This is a genomic window from Kyrpidia sp., assembly GCF_023512215.1.
GTDB classification, from domain to species: Bacteria; Bacillota; Bacilli; order Kyrpidiales; family Kyrpidiaceae; genus Kyrpidia; species Kyrpidia spormannii.
The window spans coordinates 28,412-43,500 of the sequence record NZ_JAILZZ010000017.1 but is presented as its reverse complement, the minus strand read 5'-3'; the positions used below and the strand labels follow the sequence as shown (position 1 = coordinate 43,500).

At 54.4% G+C, this 15,089-nt stretch carries 18 protein-coding genes; 9 read left to right on the top strand and 9 right to left on the bottom strand.

Annotated features, from left to right (window positions below):
• Positions 1-8: 8 nt before the first annotated feature.
• The 3 genes from K6T64_RS08320 to K6T64_RS08310 form a co-directional block, all read right to left on the bottom strand.
• Complete coding sequence (locus K6T64_RS08320) at positions 9-647, bottom strand: TPR end-of-group domain-containing protein (RefSeq protein ID WP_288009563.1); 639 nt, start codon at positions 645-647, stop codon at positions 9-11.
• Between the two features lie 183 nt (positions 648-830).
• A complete protein-coding gene (locus tag K6T64_RS08315; RefSeq protein ID WP_288009562.1) occupies positions 831-2,588 on the bottom strand; it encodes a methyl-accepting chemotaxis protein in 1,758 nt (585 codons plus the stop codon).
• Between the two features lie 97 nt (positions 2,589-2,685).
• Complete coding sequence (locus tag K6T64_RS08310; protein WP_288009559.1) at positions 2,686-3,444, bottom strand: IclR family transcriptional regulator; 759 nt, start codon at positions 3,442-3,444, stop codon at positions 2,686-2,688.
• Between the two features lie 733 nt (positions 3,445-4,177).
• Here K6T64_RS08310 and K6T64_RS08305 point away from each other — a divergent pair.
• The 6 genes from K6T64_RS08305 to K6T64_RS08280 all read left to right on the top strand — a co-directional run bounded on the left by K6T64_RS08305 (position 4,178) and on the right by K6T64_RS08280 (position 10,320).
• On the top strand, positions 4,178-5,857 hold the full coding sequence (locus K6T64_RS08305) for a thiamine pyrophosphate-dependent enzyme (protein WP_483306137.1): 1,680 nt from the start codon (positions 4,178-4,180) through the stop codon (positions 5,855-5,857).
• Entirely contained in the window at positions 5,841-6,575 is a 735-nt protein-coding gene (gene pxpB, locus K6T64_RS08300; RefSeq protein ID WP_288009555.1) for a 5-oxoprolinase subunit PxpB, read from the top strand. Before K6T64_RS08305 ends, pxpB begins: the two co-directional genes overlap by 17 nt.
• Entirely contained in the window at positions 6,562-7,539 is a 978-nt protein-coding gene (locus tag K6T64_RS08295; protein ID WP_288009553.1) for a 5-oxoprolinase subunit C family protein, read from the top strand. Before pxpB ends, K6T64_RS08295 begins: the two co-directional genes overlap by 14 nt.
• Before the next feature lie 19 nt (positions 7,540-7,558).
• On the top strand, positions 7,559-8,341 hold the full coding sequence (locus K6T64_RS08290; protein WP_288009551.1) for a LamB/YcsF family protein: 783 nt from the start codon (positions 7,559-7,561) through the stop codon (positions 8,339-8,341).
• Between the two features lie 58 nt (positions 8,342-8,399).
• Positions 8,400-9,755, top strand: a complete 1,356-nt coding sequence (locus tag K6T64_RS08285; protein ID WP_288009549.1) for an MFS transporter — start codon at positions 8,400-8,402, stop codon at positions 9,753-9,755.
• A 265-nt stretch (positions 9,756-10,020) separates the two neighbouring features.
• Positions 10,021-10,320: a hypothetical protein gene (locus tag K6T64_RS08280; protein WP_288009547.1), complete on the top strand. Its 300-nt coding sequence runs from the start codon at positions 10,021-10,023 to the stop codon at positions 10,318-10,320.
• Between the two features lie 151 nt (positions 10,321-10,471).
• Here the strand turns inward: K6T64_RS08280 and K6T64_RS08275 are convergent, their stop codons facing one another.
• The 5 genes from K6T64_RS08275 to K6T64_RS08255 all read right to left on the bottom strand — a co-directional run bounded on the left by K6T64_RS08275 (position 10,472) and on the right by K6T64_RS08255 (position 12,477).
• Positions 10,472-10,918, bottom strand: a complete 447-nt coding sequence (locus tag K6T64_RS08275) for a hypothetical protein (protein ID WP_288009546.1) — start codon at positions 10,916-10,918, stop codon at positions 10,472-10,474.
• Positions 10,878-11,435 (bottom strand): TPR end-of-group domain-containing protein, encoded by a 558-nt coding sequence (locus K6T64_RS08270; protein WP_288009545.1) that lies wholly within the window; start codon positions 11,433-11,435, stop codon positions 10,878-10,880. The genes K6T64_RS08275 and K6T64_RS08270 overlap by 41 nt, the downstream gene beginning before the upstream one ends.
• Positions 11,432-11,647: a hypothetical protein gene (locus tag K6T64_RS08265; protein ID WP_288009544.1), complete on the bottom strand. Its 216-nt coding sequence runs from the start codon at positions 11,645-11,647 to the stop codon at positions 11,432-11,434. The genes K6T64_RS08270 and K6T64_RS08265 overlap by 4 nt, the downstream gene beginning before the upstream one ends.
• A gap of 210 nt (positions 11,648-11,857) precedes the next feature.
• Entirely contained in the window at positions 11,858-12,244 is a 387-nt protein-coding gene (locus K6T64_RS08260; protein WP_288009542.1) for a type II toxin-antitoxin system VapC family toxin, read from the bottom strand.
• The gene (locus tag K6T64_RS08255) at positions 12,241-12,477 is read right to left on the bottom strand and encodes a type II toxin-antitoxin system Phd/YefM family antitoxin (RefSeq protein WP_288009541.1); all 237 of its coding nucleotides are present in this window, start codon (positions 12,475-12,477) and stop codon (positions 12,241-12,243) included. Before K6T64_RS08255 ends, K6T64_RS08260 begins: the two co-directional genes overlap by 4 nt.
• Positions 12,478-12,779: 302 nt before the next feature.
• Between K6T64_RS08255 and tnpA the strand changes: the two genes are divergently transcribed.
• Positions 12,780-13,097, top strand: coding sequence for an IS66 family insertion sequence element accessory protein TnpA (gene tnpA / locus K6T64_RS17015; protein WP_483306136.1), 318 nt, complete (start codon positions 12,780-12,782; stop codon positions 13,095-13,097).
• Positions 13,098-13,391: 294 nt separating this feature from the next.
• On the opposite strand, the gene K6T64_RS08250 is transcribed toward tnpA, so the two are convergent.
• Positions 13,392-13,919, bottom strand: a complete 528-nt coding sequence (locus K6T64_RS08250) for a Uma2 family endonuclease (RefSeq protein WP_288009539.1) — start codon at positions 13,917-13,919, stop codon at positions 13,392-13,394.
• 302 nt (positions 13,920-14,221) lie between these two features.
• Between K6T64_RS08250 and K6T64_RS08245 the strand changes: the two genes are divergently transcribed.
• Both K6T64_RS08245 and K6T64_RS08240 read left to right on the top strand, forming a co-directional pair.
• Entirely contained in the window at positions 14,222-14,845 is a 624-nt protein-coding gene (locus tag K6T64_RS08245; RefSeq protein WP_288009538.1) for an Rpn family recombination-promoting nuclease/putative transposase, read from the top strand.
• An 18-nt stretch (positions 14,846-14,863) separates the two neighbouring features.
• Positions 14,864-15,079: a hypothetical protein gene (locus tag K6T64_RS08240; RefSeq protein WP_288009536.1), complete on the top strand. Its 216-nt coding sequence runs from the start codon at positions 14,864-14,866 to the stop codon at positions 15,077-15,079.
• Positions 15,080-15,089 lie beyond the last annotated feature (10 nt).

Genomic DNA, 15,089 nt, shown 5'->3' with positions numbered 1-15,089 from the left:
AAGATCCGTCAACGCCCCAGCACTCTTTCGTAATCCTCTCTTCGGTTCGACCGGAGCGCATCAAACCGAGGATCGTTGTCAAAATCCTTCGCCGACTCCGGGCGGATTCGCACCGCTTCTTTCATCCAGCTCAGGGCGGCCGTCCATTCCTGCTGCTCCGCATACAGCGCGGCCAAGTCGCAAGCCGCCTGGTAATTGTCCGGATGATGCTCAAGATCCTTCCGGAAACATTCCTCGGCGGCGACGAGATCGCCTTTTTCATACCAATACACGTAGCCCAGCGCCACATAACCGTTGTACACCGACGGATCGACCTCCAGAGCTTGGCGCAACAGGGCGATTTTGCGGTCGGGATCGCCGGTCACGCCGTAGGCGGCAATCACTTTCTGCATGGCTTCCTGTTGGGCGAGGAGCCGCTTTTCCAGGCGCTTCTCCATTTCGTTCATGCGCTCTTGAACCCTTTTTTCCACCAGGTCGGGAATTTCCTTGGACGAGTACCAGCCGTACAAGGCAAAAGCGATGCCGCCCAGGGTGGCGCTGGCGGAAACGACCGTGAGGAGGAAGGCGGCCTGTTGATCGGCGGAATGGCCGAAAAAGAGCCCGACGACCAATAAGGCTAAAACGGCAAGAACGATCAGATACCTCATGGTCCTCCCTCCCTACGGCCATTGTACCGGAAGGTCGGACCGAACAAAAGAGTGGGGCGGAGGCCTCGGGCTCTGGCAAATTGTTCCCCAGCCGCGCGACAGGGTGCCTCCGGCCCGGCCTCGCGCCCCTTCGCCGGACTAGCGATCCTCTCTTCGCCAGGATTCCTGATTTGCCTCAGCCATTCAGATCTTAAATTGCCTCACCAGGTCGTGGAGCTGTTCTGCCAGTCGGCTGAGTGACTGAGCCGATGCGGCAATCTCTTCCATGGACGCATGCTGTTGCTCTGTTGAGGCGGAAATGGTATGCATGCCCGTCGACGTTGCGTCCGTGATTTCGGTTACCTCACCCATCGTCGTGCGCAGTTCTTCGGCATTGGCGGCCAGTTGCTGCAGGGCTGCAGAAACTCCCTCAATCTGTTCGACGACCCTATGTATCGATCGCTCGATTTGGGCAAAGGATTCTCCGACCTGGTCTACCGCGTCAAGGCCCGCGCCCACCGCCGTGGTTGTATTCTGCATGGACTCGACCGCCAGACTGCTTTCCTCTTGGATATTCTTGATGAGTTCGACGATTTGTTTTGCCGAATTACCCGCGCCTTCGGCCAGCTCTCTAATTTCTTCCGCCACCACGGCAAAACTTCGCCCGCTTTCCCCGGCTCTCGCCGCTTCGATGGCCGCATTGAGCGCCAGGAGATTCGTCTGTTGGGCGATGTTTGTAATCACCTCTATAATTCGCCCAATCTCGCCGGATCGCTCGCCCAGGCTTTTGACAACCGCGGACAGGGTATCGACCGTTTTCTGAATGGTGTCCATTTGCATGCGCACATGTTGGATGGATTGGCTCCCCAATTTGGACAAGTCGGAGGCTTCTCCCGCGGATGTGGATACAATCTGCGCGTTGTTGGCGATTTGTTGCATTGTATCGGTCATGTCGTTGACAGTCGAGCGGCTTCGATCCACCGTTTTCACCTGTTTCTCGGCGCCGACGGCGATCTCTTGTGCAACCTGAGTCACTTGTTCAGTCGCTTTCGTGTTCTCTTCTGTGCTGGCCGTAAGCTCTTCGGCGGATGCCGCAAGTTGTTCAGAAGTTTCACTGATGTTTTTGACGAGATCGCGCAGATGGTTGGTCATGGATGAAAAGCCGTGGGCAAGACGGGAAATTTCGTCGTTCCCTTTTTTCACGAGGGGCTCCAAATTCAGATCGCCGCGAGCCACTTGCTCCACTTGTTGCGCCATGAGGGAAACGGGTTTGGAGATGCGGTTGGCAAGCCACAAACTGATCACTGCACTCAGGATGACCTCGACACACAGGGCAATGATCAACACATTCAACACTTGATTGGCCGGCGCATTAAAGTCGACCATGTACGAACTGGAAATCACGTTCCATCCCCAATGGGGATCTTTTTGGACGTAAACGATCTTGTCACCAACTTGGTCAGAGTTGGGGAATGGGAATATGTATGTGAAATATCCGCCGCCGTTGTTTGCCAAACGAACCATGTCGGGCACGAACAACTTACCGTCCGGACTTTTGGTATTCGAAAAATCTTTTCCTTCTGTGACCGGGTTCATGACGGACACCGATCGATCATTGACGGCGGACACATAGCCGTACTTGCCGATGGCGAAGGTTGGATTGATTGGACGTTGTCCTTTCTCGTTCTTTGGCCCCAACACTTCTTGTTTGACCATTTCTTGTGCGTCTTCCAGTCTCATCTTGCCTGCTTTCACTTGTTTGTCCGCCTCATCAATCAGGGCCAAAACATGCAGGGTGTCCTGTTTCAATTGTGCCATTCCGGTTGCCTCAAGTTGTTTGGTGGTAATCTTGTAGGAGATTGTACCGATTACAAGGCTCGGAATCAGCGTCAAAGCAAGAGACATCGTCAGCAGCTTGGTCCTCAACGACGAAAATACGGCATTGAATTTCAGCCTGCGCAAAACCTTTTCCTCCTTACGACGCCAATCCGGAGACGTTTGTTGACGGATTGTTTGCATCAATGTGGGGTCGTGTCCCGGGGTCATCCCCGGGCCAATGTCAATGTATGAAACCCAATTCCTTTGAGATTTGCTCCGCCGCCACCCTGACCCTTTCTTTGATTTCTGTCAAGCGCGGCTCGCGGAACGCGTATTTTAATCCGCTGACACCCAGGGCGGCGATCACATTCCCCGTGTAGTCCCGAACCGGGAAGGAGATCCCAACCGTATCTTCATCCTGTTCGCCCTCGCTGACAGCAAAACCGTCGGCTCTGATCTTTTTCATTTCCTCGAGCAACTTTCTTTTCTCTGTGATTGTATTTTTTGTTAATGACTCCAGCGGATAGTGGCTGATGATTTGTTGGAATTCCTCTTCCGGCGTGAAAGCAAGAAGCAATTTGGGTCCGGAACCCGCATGCAACGGAGCCCTTTTCCCCACTCGAATAAACAGCCGCAGGGCCTTTTTGCTCTCCACCTTTTCGATATACACAGCCTCATTTCCCTCTCGAATGGTGAGATGCACCACCTCTTCGACTTCGTTGCCCAACCGTTGCATGTGTGGAAGGGCCACCTTGCGCAATTCCAATTGTTCCGCCACTACATTTCCGAGTTCCAGTAATTTCGTGCCCAATTTATAACGGATATCAAGCTCGGAATACTTTATTTTTTTCACAAAATGGTATTTCTCCAGCGCCGCCAAAAAACGGTATACCGTGGGTTTCGGCATGCCGGAAAGACGCGCCAAGTCTCTCAACGTCAACTCGGGTTCTTCAATAAAAAAATCCAGCAATTTTAATGCCTTCAAGACGCTCTCATTCATCAGCATCTCCCGTTTCACAAAATGAAATGGCATTTCATCATTTAAGCACTTCCTCTCCTTCGCCGTTCACAGGCAACCATGTTCGTCAACTTTGGTCTGGAGTGGATGAAGCAGCCGGTCGATGAACCGCCGAGCCACTTGGGAGTTCAAAAGCCCGCGGTAAAACTTGCGTAAAAAACAGTTTGTCCCCTATCCCGTCGCGAAACGTTCCGCCCCCTCCCGTTCGTTTGGTGTAAATTATTGGCTTGCCTAGACTATACCGTTGTCTCAAACGTGTTGTCAACCTATTTTGCGTATTCATGTCGTGTGCGCAGTTGAGTGATCCTGGGGACTTGCGTCGATATGTTGACACCTGTCAGAGGGCGTGGTACAGTCGAACAAGATGGATTATTTGCACCAAACCTCAGCGACGCGGGCGGGGTATTGGGGCTTCGAAGTATTGGTGGAGGGTGGTGGACGGAAAAAGTCCTGACTTGCATAAATGATGAAACGCCGTTTCATTAATTGAAACATAGGCCACTTGCGGATCAGGATTCCTGCTCGGTGCTGAATCAAAGAGATGACGCGGAGATGACGCGCCCTTCTGAGCATGCGGCGGTGGAGCACTTGGATCGCGTCCGTTGGGCGTTCACGGACATGCCGGCGATAGAGCAGAAATCGTTGAAAAGGAGATCGTCGCGATGCAAGATTCACTGGAGGTGCGAGTTTTGGAGGAGCATGTTTTATGGAAAGAATGACGGCGGCCGAGGCCATTGTTGAAGTCATGGTTCAAGAGGGGGTGGAAAACGTTTTTTGTGTACCGGGCGAAAGTTATTTGGACGTAATGAATGCTTTGTATGACCATGATCACATTCAACTCATCTCGGGGCGCCATGAAGGCGGAGTTTCATTTATGGCGGAGGGATACGCAAAAGCCAGTGGTAAGGTTGGGGTTTGTCTAGCCACCCGAGGCCCGGGGGCCGCCAATCTGTCCATCGGACTGCATACGGCCATGCAAGATTCCACTCCGGTCGTGGCTCTGATCGGCCAGGTCGAACAGGCTTTTCGGGACCGGGAAGGGTTTCAGGAAATCGATCTGGCGGCGTATTTTCGGCACCTTGTGAAGTGGACCGCGGAACTGAGAGAGGCGTCACGCGCGCCTGAATTGCTCTGCCGGGCCTTCCATATTGCGCGAACGGGCCGCCCCGGTCCAGTGCTGATATCCTTGCCCGAGGATGTGTTGAACGGGACGGCGGAAATGCTATTCCAACCGGCTCGGGTCTACAGCTTGCCCCGACCCGAGCGCGAATCTGTCGCGCGTGTTGCTTCCCTTTTACAAACGGCTCAGCGCCCGGTGGTGATTGCCGGCGGTGGAATCAGTGCAAGGAAGTCGACGGATCTGTTGGTCACTTTGGCGGAATGGTTTCGGCTTCCGGTTGCTACAGCCTTTCGGCGCATGGATGCTTTTCCGAACCAACATGCGTGTTACATTGGCCACCTCGGGCTGAATGCCCCGAGCTACCTGGTTGACGCCGTACAACAGGCCGATGTTGTTCTGGCGTTGGGAACCCGTTTATCGCAAGTGACTTCCCAGGACTATACGCTCATTCGCCCGGGAACACAGTTGATCCATGTCGATATCTCGCCCGATGAGATCAATAAGGTGTACAGACCGGCAATCGGTATTGTCGCGGACGTGGGTTATTTTCTGGAGGATTTGTTAGAAGTTTCGGCGGGTGGGATGACGGCCGATCTGATGGCGGAACGCGAATCCTACACCTCTGGACTGAGGGAGGCGTATTCGGCCTATTCCAAACCCCGTTCAAACCACGGGGACCGGACGGTTGATCTTGAGGGACTCATGCACGACCTTCAAGAAGCATTGCCGGAAGGGACCATTGTTACCAGTGATGCCGGGAATTTCTTCGGATGGCTGTCACGGTATTATCGATTCCGGGAGGCGGGGACGTATATTGGTCCCACCTCGGGAGCGATGGGGTACGGATTGCCGGCCGCCATTGGGGCGAAACTGGCCCGGCCGGACAGGACCGTCATCGCTTTTGCGGGCGACGGGGGATTCATGATGACCATGGCCGAACTGGAAACGGCGATACGTTATCAGATTCCGGTGGTGGCCGTTGTGGTCGTCAACAACATGTATGGAACCATCCGCATGCATCAAGAAAAACGTTATCCGGAGCGAGTGATCGGCACGGATCTGAGCAATCCCAGTTATGCCGAGTATGTGCGTCTGCTGGGTGGGCATGGTGAAACGGTTCGCAGCAACCGGGACTTTTTGCCCGCGCTGGAACGGGCCCTGGAGTCCAACCGACCGGCGGTGATTGAGGTGATGGCCGATCCGGAACAGATATCGGCGGCCTTAACCATCGAACAGTTGCGGCGGGGGTGGCAACACAATGGGGCTGCAGTTTAAGTATGCCGGGGATCAGGCGATTTTGGTGGAGGTCGGCGAAGGAATCGATCCTCACACGAGCGGGAAGGTGAGAAGCTTAGCTCAAAAGGTCGAGTCCTGCTCCATTCCCGGGTTTGGCGAGGTGATCCTTGGTTATCGATCGTTGTTGGTCAATTACGACCCATTGATCATTTCTGATGAGGAAGTGATCCAATGGCTTCAACGCTGGGGGCAAGAACCGGAAGTGATCCAAAGATCCGAAGCGCGCCTTGTCGAGATTCCGACTCTCTACGGGGGAGAATGGGGGCCTGATCTGGAAGATGTCGCCGCTCATAACGGCCTGACGCCTCAAGAAGTCGTTGAGATTCACAGCGGCGGTGATTATCTTGTTTACTTCCTGGGTTTTATACCGGGCTACCCGTTTATGGGCGGTATGTCCGAAAAAATCGCAACGCCACGGCTTTCCAGTCCCCGCGTTGCCATTCCCGCGGGGAGTGTCGGGATCGCGGGCAAACAGACGGGCATTTATCCCATTCAAAGTCCCGGCGGATGGCGGTTGATAGGACGGACACCCCTGCGTCTTTACGATCCCAACCGCACTCCTCCTTTCTTGCTCCAAGCGGGCGATCGGGTCAAATTTATACCCATCAATGAAGACGAGTTTTCAGAGATTCATGAATCCGTTTTGCAAGGGAGGTACCGCCCGGTGACAAGGGGGGAGTCCGTTGAGCCGAACTGAGCCGGTGTTCGAGGTCATCCATCCGGGAATGCTGACAACGGTTCAAGATCTTGGACGGCGAGGCTATCAAAAATACGGATTGGCCGTATCCGGCGCCGCAGATGCTCATGCGCATCGGATGGCCAATCTCTTGCTGGGCAATCCCGTGGATGCGGCAACTCTCGAAGTCACACTGATGGGGCTGAAAGTGCGCGTGCTGAAGCCGGCGGTGATTGCCATAACCGGCGGGGACTTGGATCCCAGGCTGAACGGACAACCCCTCCTCATGTGGAGCACGGTTCCGGTTCACCCGGGAGATGTGATCCATTTCTCCGGTTGCAAATCAGGATGTCGGGCTTATCTGGCCGTTTCCGGGGGGATTGATGTCCCCGTTGTTCTGGGGAGTCGTTCTACAGATTTGCTTGGCGGTATAGGGGGGGTTGCAGGGCGCAAACTCGAAAAGGGGGATCTTCTTTTCGCCGGTCCCGCTCGGGTTCCTGCAGACAAGGTCCTCAGGCGTCGACTGCATCCGGACTGGGTTCCCCAGTATCCCCGGCAGGTGGAAGTGCGGGTGGTGCTCGGGCCTCAGGAAGACGCCTTTACTCCCGATGGTATCGCCACATTCTTGTCTTCCGAGTACACGGTCAGCACGACGTCGGATCGAATGGGGCTTCGCCTCATGGGGCCGACAGTTGGCCACAAACACGGAGCCGATATTTTGTCCGAAGGACTTTTTATGGGCGCTGTCCAAGTGCCGCAAAACGGTCAGCCGATTGTGTTTTTGGTTGGTCGCCAGAGTGTCGGCGGTTATACAAAGATTGCCGGGGTCATCACTGTGGACATGCCGTGGCTGGCCCAGCTAAAACCGGGCGACACGATCCGCTTTCGTCAGGTGACAGTGGCCGAAGCGCACCGATTGCTTCGGGAGTACGAGCGTTTCTTTGCCGCGATAAAAGTATGGGGTTCAAGCCATTTGTCGGCATGAATGAAAAGGAGGATGCGGTATGTCAAAAAGATACATTGATTTGAATTGCGATATGGGTGAAAGCTTCGGGGTGTATAAGCTTGGCATGGATGAAGAAGTGATAAAACTCATCTCCTCGGCCAATGTTGCCTGTGGCTTTCATGGCGGTGATCCGAATGTGATGGACCGAACGGTGGCGATGGCAAAAGAATACGGCGTCGGGATCGGCGTGCACATGGGGTTTCCCGATCTGTTGGGATTCGGCCGCAGAAATATGGATATCGCCCGGGAAGATCTCATGAATTTGATCATTTACCAAATCGGGGCATTGGATGCGTTTTGTCGCAAGCACGGGACCGTGATCCAGCATGTCAAGCCCCATGGAAACATGAACAATATGGCCGACACCGACGAGGAAATGGCTGAGAATATCGTTGATGCGATCCTTGCCGTACTTCCCGATGTTCCGATTTTTGTAAAACCGAACAGTCAGTTGCACCGAGTTGCCGAAGCCAAGGGGTTGCCGTTCGTACTGGAACTTTTCCCCGACAGGGCGTATAACAACGACCTGACGTTGGTTTCCCGCCGACAGCCGGGTGCGGTCGTCAAAGATCCGGAAGTTGCGGCGGAGCGTGCGGTCCGCATGGTGACGGAAGGCCGGGTCACCTCGATCACGGGGGATACACTTGAGGTTAGAGGGGAGACGATTTGCGTTCACGGCGATACACCGACCGCGCTTGAGATTGTGCGCAGAATCAGGGAAAAATTCGACCGACAGGGCATTGTGGTGGCGCCGATTTCTCAGTGGTGGAAAAGCAACTAGCGATGCAGTTGTTAGAACGAAAAAGACGCTGATGCTGTTTACGTGAGGGGGAGATCTGTTGATCGCGCGAAATTTGTCCTCAGAGATGAAAAGGGCTATCGTTGGCGGCACCATCGGCACAGTGATCGAATGGTATGACTTTGCGGCTTACGGATTTCTTGCCGCGATTCTGGGCAAAGTGTTTTTTCCGTCACAGAATCCGACAGTATCACTTCTGGCTTCCTTTGCGACCTTTGGTGTTGCATTTTTTATGAGGCCCATCGGCGGCATCTTATTTGGAAGTTTGGGCGATCGGTTCGGTCGCAGGTCAGCCTTCACTTGGAGTATCATCCTCATGTCGTGTCTCACTTTTTTGATCGGGTGTCTGCCCACGTATGCTTCGATCGGTATCGCAGCACCGGCCTTGTTGGTTTTGTTGCGTTTGTTGCAGGCGCTTTGTGCGGGTGGAGAGCTGACGGGGGCCTACACGTTCGTCGGAGAGTTTGCATCGACAAAGCGCAGAGGGTACGAAAGCAGTTGGACAGAAGCCGGTGCGATCAGCGGGTTTTTATTGGGATCACTCTGCGCGTTCGTTTTGTCTGCAACTTTGAGCCAGAGCGAATTGGTTGCATGGGGTTGGCGAATCCCTTTCTGGTGTGCCGCACCGCTGGGTGCGGTGGGCGTATACCTCAGGATGCGAATGGGTGAGAGTCCGGCATTTGAAGTGATGAAAGAAAAAGGGCTGATTGTCTCGGCGCCCATTGGAGAAGCTGTACGGTACAGCCGCATACCGCTGTTTCAGGCATTCGGGATCGCGATATATCAGAATGTGGGAATTTACATCATATTGACCTACATGCCCACTTATTTTACTACACAGCTTCATTTTTCCCCGATGCAGTCGATGTTATCGTCGGTTATCTCCATGGCGCTGGCCATTCTCTTCATGCCCATCGCGGGAGCGTGGTCCGACAGGTTCGGGCGGCGCCGGGTGCTGGGCTGGTCCTGTGGGATTGCTCTGGTTCTGACGTATCCTTTGTTTTTGCTCATGAGTCAGCACAACTTTGGTCTGGCGCTTCTCGCCCATGTGGCGACATCCATTCTGGTCGGGATATTTCTGGGGCCGATCCCGGCCACGATGGCCGAACTTTTCCCGACAAACATCCGCTACGGTGGAATGTCTCTTGCGTATAATATCTCCGTTGCAGTATTCGGGGGATTTGCCCCTTTTATCGCCACATATTTGATTGCTTCAACGAAAAACCCTCTGAGCCCGTCGTATTATGTCATCGGTTCGGCTGTGTTAACATTAATTACCTTGGCGAGCATGGCGGAAACCAGCCGCACCCCATTAAAAGAAAATGCGAATGCCGTGCCGCCCATGCAGCTCGGCATGTACGAGGGGATGTCTTCCGTCGAAGAAGGTTCCGAGTGAATCGGTTCAAAGTCATCGTGAGCAACGAATAAGGCAGGTGAGCCCCGGTCGGGGCTCACGGCGTTTTCGGTCACCGGCGCGTGTATCGCCGCCGACGGCTTTTCGCCAGATGATACCCGTCGATTGACTCGGGTAAACCGATGTGCTCCTTTATGGGGAAGTCGAAAAATGCCAAAGGACCTGCGGCGTCAACTGGAACGCAAGTGGGGAGGGTAGGGTTCTCGCCTAATCCAAGTACCCCAAGGAGCAGTTGGAGGGATTGGCGATGGGGGATCCGGCGATCAAGAAGGCGCTGACGATGTTGGAGTTTCTGAGCCAGGACGAGGAAGCACAAAAGTTGTATGAGGAGCGCATGAAAGGTTTGCAGACGTGCATGGCGGACGTCGAAGGGGCAAGAGAGGAAGGGCGGAAAGAAGGAAGGGAAGAGGGGGACAGGGGAGCTCGCAAGGAATTGGCGAAGAACTTTTTACGCATGGGACTGACGGGAGGGCAGGCGGCGGAGGGGACGGGACTCAGCCTGGAAGAGGTTGAGGGTATTCGCAGAGAGATGCTGGACCGCGACTGACGGGTGCACCGGGCTTCGGAATATCTCGGTGCCTGCATTCGGGGGAGCTGAAGACAACAGAGGATGCCTGTTTCCGTCTTCCTTTGATACGACAGAGCCTGTGCGAGGGCGGATATGTATCGCAGTGCGTTCAAGTGTGAGCACCGACACATTAACGTAGCTTTGTCTTCTGAACAGAAATACCGTACCGGATACGTTCTTCCGGGGTCGCGAATAGAGCATTTTCATTCAGAACCGGCTCAAGGACGCCGACCAAATGAGCTTCCATTCTTAGTCCGGCCAATTCGTCTTCGGCTCCGCAGAAGATGATGAAAAGCCGATCAGCATAGTGCCAAATGATCCTATAAAGCCACTCTCGACCACCCTTCTTCCACAAATAGTCCAAGGCTCGTCCCACCAGCAGGTGCGGAGAACTCTCACCGACGTAGAGGCAACGATCTCCGTCGAAGAACACGTAGACTCCGTATTCTCTCCGATGACGGATCTCGTCGTCTCGTGGAATGACCAGCCACCGGCGGTCTTTTCCCAGATGCACAGTGCTCCTGTCGATCGAATATTCAAACACCGTCAATTGCCGCACATATTCGAGTGCGTCCATGATTCGAGACACATACGGCATTGTTGTACCCGCGGCCATTCGATTCGGTCCAATGATCATCGGCCGCCGAAAGATCCGTCAACGCCCCAGCGCCTTTTCGTAATCCTCTCGCCGGGTTGGCCCGGAGCACATCGAACCGCGGGTCGTTGTCAAAATCCTTCGCCGACTCCGGGCGGATTCGCACCGCTTCTTTCATCCAGCTCAGGGCGGCCGTCCATTCCTGCTGCTCCGCATACAGCGCAGCCAGGTCGCAAGCCGCCTGGTAATTGTCCGGATGATAGTCGAGTTCCTTCCGGAAACATTCCTCGGCGGCGACGAGATCGCCCTTTTCATACCAATACGCGTAGCCCAGCGCCACATAACCGTTGTACACCGACGGATCGACCTCCAGAGCTTGGCGCAACAAGGCGATTTTGCGGTCGGGATCGCCGGTCATGCCGTAGGCGGCGATCACCTTCTGCATGGCTTCCTGCTGGGCGAGGAGCCGCTTTTCCAGGCGCTTCTCAATTTCGTTCATGCGCTCTTGATGCGCTCTTGAACCCTTTTTTCCACCAGGGCCGGAATTTCCTTGGACGAGTACCAGCCGTACAGGGCAAAGGCGATGCCGCCCAGGGTGGCGGTGGCGGAAACGACCGTGAGGAGGAAGGCGGCCTGTTGATCGGCGGAATGGCCGAAAAAGAGCCCGACGGCCAATAAGGCTAAAACGGCAAGAACGATCAGATACCTCATTGTTCTCCCTCCCTACGGCCATTGTACCGGAAGGTCGGCCCGAACAAAAGGGTGCAAATGGTCGAGCAAATCTACACGTGATCGGATGAAAGGGTCCCGACGGCACACCGGTTGCATAATCGCGGATTTAGGATCCATCCAGACAAAGAATCAGACATAGGGTCCACCAACGGCGAACTGGCTGTTCTGTCATATCGTGCAGTCCTCCACTCACCAGATCGTCTCAACATCATAACGCTTGATCCACTCATCCGCGGTGATGATGGGCATGCCTTCTTGTCTGGCTTGGGCGACCAAAAGGCGGTCAAACGGGTCGCGGTGCAAATCCGGAAGCCCATAGACGCCAAGCGCATGGAGGATCTCGACGGGCAAACCCACAATACCGTTTTCGTTCATCTGCCGGGTCATGAACCGGTCCAAATCTTCGTATACGCGTATTCGGCCGAGGGCGGCTTTGATCGCGATCTCCCAGGCACTCGCCGCGCTTGAATACAGTTCATTCCTTGTATCTTGGATGATCGCTCTTGCACGTTTGGACATCCGCCCATCACCGGTGATCCACCACAGGAAGACGTGCGTATCAAGAAGGGTCTTCATCGTTCGAACAACCTCTGAATCGACTCCGGCAGCGGATCGTCAAAATCTTCCCCGACAACAATCAGACTTTTGGCTGTGCCCGGTACGCGCTTTGTCGGCCGTTCGCGATAAGGCACGAGCCGGGCGAGAGGTTTGCCCGCTTTCGCGATGACGATCTCTTCCCCGGCTTCTGCACGCGCCAATAGTTTTGAAAAATGCGTCTTTGCCTCGTGGACGTTGACCACTTTGGTCACCGAAACCACCTCCTGACGATATTATGAACTAAGTCTTGGACTAAGTCAATTCACATCTATCTGCTGGAGAGACGGTGGACCTTCCTGCCTGCTCCCGTAAGTGCCAAACGGCGTCGGTGGCTGTAGGCTTTTTGCGCACTCCAAATAGACTCCATCCGACCCAAGTGATGGAGCCTACTCTTCAGTTCAAATTTTACGGCGCTGGATTGCCGACGGCGGACAGACTCCGGCAAATCGGGCGACCAGGAAGTAATTGGAGATTTTCTGCATAAAAAAGCCCCCTCGTCACTTCATGTGGGTAGATCCAGGTTGGTTCAACTTACCATGAGGTAGATAGTGGGCAGACCGGTGCCGCATGGTGTGCGACTCACCAAATCAGGGAGCATCAGCTTCGGTATTGGGTGAGCAAGTTTAAGACAGAGGCTTCCCCGCAATCCCAACACCAATTTGTCCCGATCCGAAACCAGGAGGCTCCGGATGCCGCGCGGCCGGATCAGATTGGGGTAAATGACGGGGCAACAACTCAGAGACGCATGCACACAGTCACGGAGGTAGGGTGTCTATCTTCTATGGCTGCACTATCTTGGTCCTGTCCTGCTACTGTCGTGGGTCCATTATAGGGAGTTGGGGGGCGATCGGTGATCCAGGCGTCGCACCGCGTTCCCTTTCTCCAACCAAGAGAAGAAGAGCTGGATCTGTCTCGTCGCGAGGGCCGTAAACCCGGGTGCATCCGCTTCATCTGTGGGGATGCGCGGTGGGGGTAGCCCCGGCCGACCGGTATCACTCGACCTTTCATCTGCGCGAAGACACCACGGTGATCTTGCAGACCGACCTGGCGGAGATTCATGTGATCGAGCTGCCGAAACTCCGGCCTGACAGAAAGGAGAGCGCCACCAGGCGCCCCGAAGGTCGCCCTAGAAGTAGAAAACATCTTTCAAGTCAATCGTTAAATCCGGGAAAATTCCAACGGTTGCAGTTTCATCCTTTCCGTATACGATCGGTGCCCCCAACACATTTTCCGAAAGCATGTAGACTTCGACAATCTGGTTTGAACTATCCACAATCCAATATTCTCGCACACCAGCCACCCTGTAAGCGCGCAATTTAACCGTCTTGTCTTTAACAGCTGTAGATGGCGAAAGCACTTCGATAATCATATCCGGCACGCCAACACAGCCCTGCCGATGGATTTTGGTTGGATCGCACACAACTGTTATGTCCGGCTCAACGTAGTTTCCGTTGTCGTCAGCATCGAGCCAGACACCAAACGGTGCGGGAAACACTTTGCACGTCTTCCCCTTCAGGTACACACTTATTTCTCGGATCAGGTTACTCACGATACTTTGATGATCAGAGGTCGGCGGTGGCGACATATCGTAAATCGCGCCATCAATTCGCTCCCACCGCTCAAACTTTGACTCGTCAATCCGGTTAGCCTCCACAGACCATCGCTCCTTCTTTGGTTCGCATCTTAGGTGCATTGTAGCACGGTTCAACATTATTTATTAACCTGTCATGACAGCGGGTGCAGGCTATGTTCAGGACATTCCTTCAGTGCCGTCAGACGGGAGAGATACCAACGGATCGAATCGCAGTAGTGGGGCGGGGCATCATCACCAAGATGTTGCGGAGAAAAAACGAGGCCGTTGATGATCTTCATGGTCGTTACATGGGTCGAGGCGAATGGAACGGGGGAGCGTGACCGGGTTATAATGGAGGCGAGAATGGTCGGGGAGTGAACCGGATGGAGTTGCTCAGCCCCAAGGTCGATTTTGTGTTTAAGCGGATCTTTGGAGCGGAAGAGAATAAGGATGTCCTTGTCAACTTTTTGAATGCGGTGTTTGAAGATTCCGGCGAACCGCTGGTTGCCGATGTGGAAATCCTGAATCCGTTCTTGGACAAAGAGGCGCTGACCGATAAGTTGGCCGTGCTGGACGTCAAAGCCCGGACGGAGAGCGGAACGCTGATCGATGTGGAGATTCAGTTGTGGAATCACCGGGATATGGAAAAGCGGACGTTGTACTACTGGGCGAAACTGTTTGAGAGCCAATTAAAAGAAGGAGAGAGCTATTTCAAGCTGCACAAAGCGGTGACGATCAATGTGGTGGATTTCAAGTATATCGAGACCGACCGGTATCATTCGACCTTTCACTTGCGCGAAGACACCACGGGGATCCTGCTGACCGACCTGGCGGAGATTCACTTTATCGAGCTGCCGAAACTTCGGGAGCGGTCGGTGGGGTTGGAGCGGCGGCTGGTGCGTTGGATGTTGTTTTTCACGGCGAAAACGAAGGAGCAGTTGGAGGGATTGGCGATGGGGGATCCGGCGATTCGGAAGGCGCTGACGACGCTGGAGTTTCTGAGCTAGGACGAGGAAGCGCGGAGGTTGTATGAGGAGCGGATGAAAGGTTTGCAGACGTATCTGGCGGATATGGAAGGGGCGAGGCAGGAGGGAAGAGAAGAAGGGGATAGGGAGGCTCGAAGGGAGTTGGCAAGGGCCTTGCTTGAAATGGGAGATGATCTGGAAAAGGTCATACGGGTCACCAAACTGTCGAAAGAAGAGGTCGAGGCGATCCGAAGAGAGATGGCGCCCGAAGGGTGACGAGGTGTTG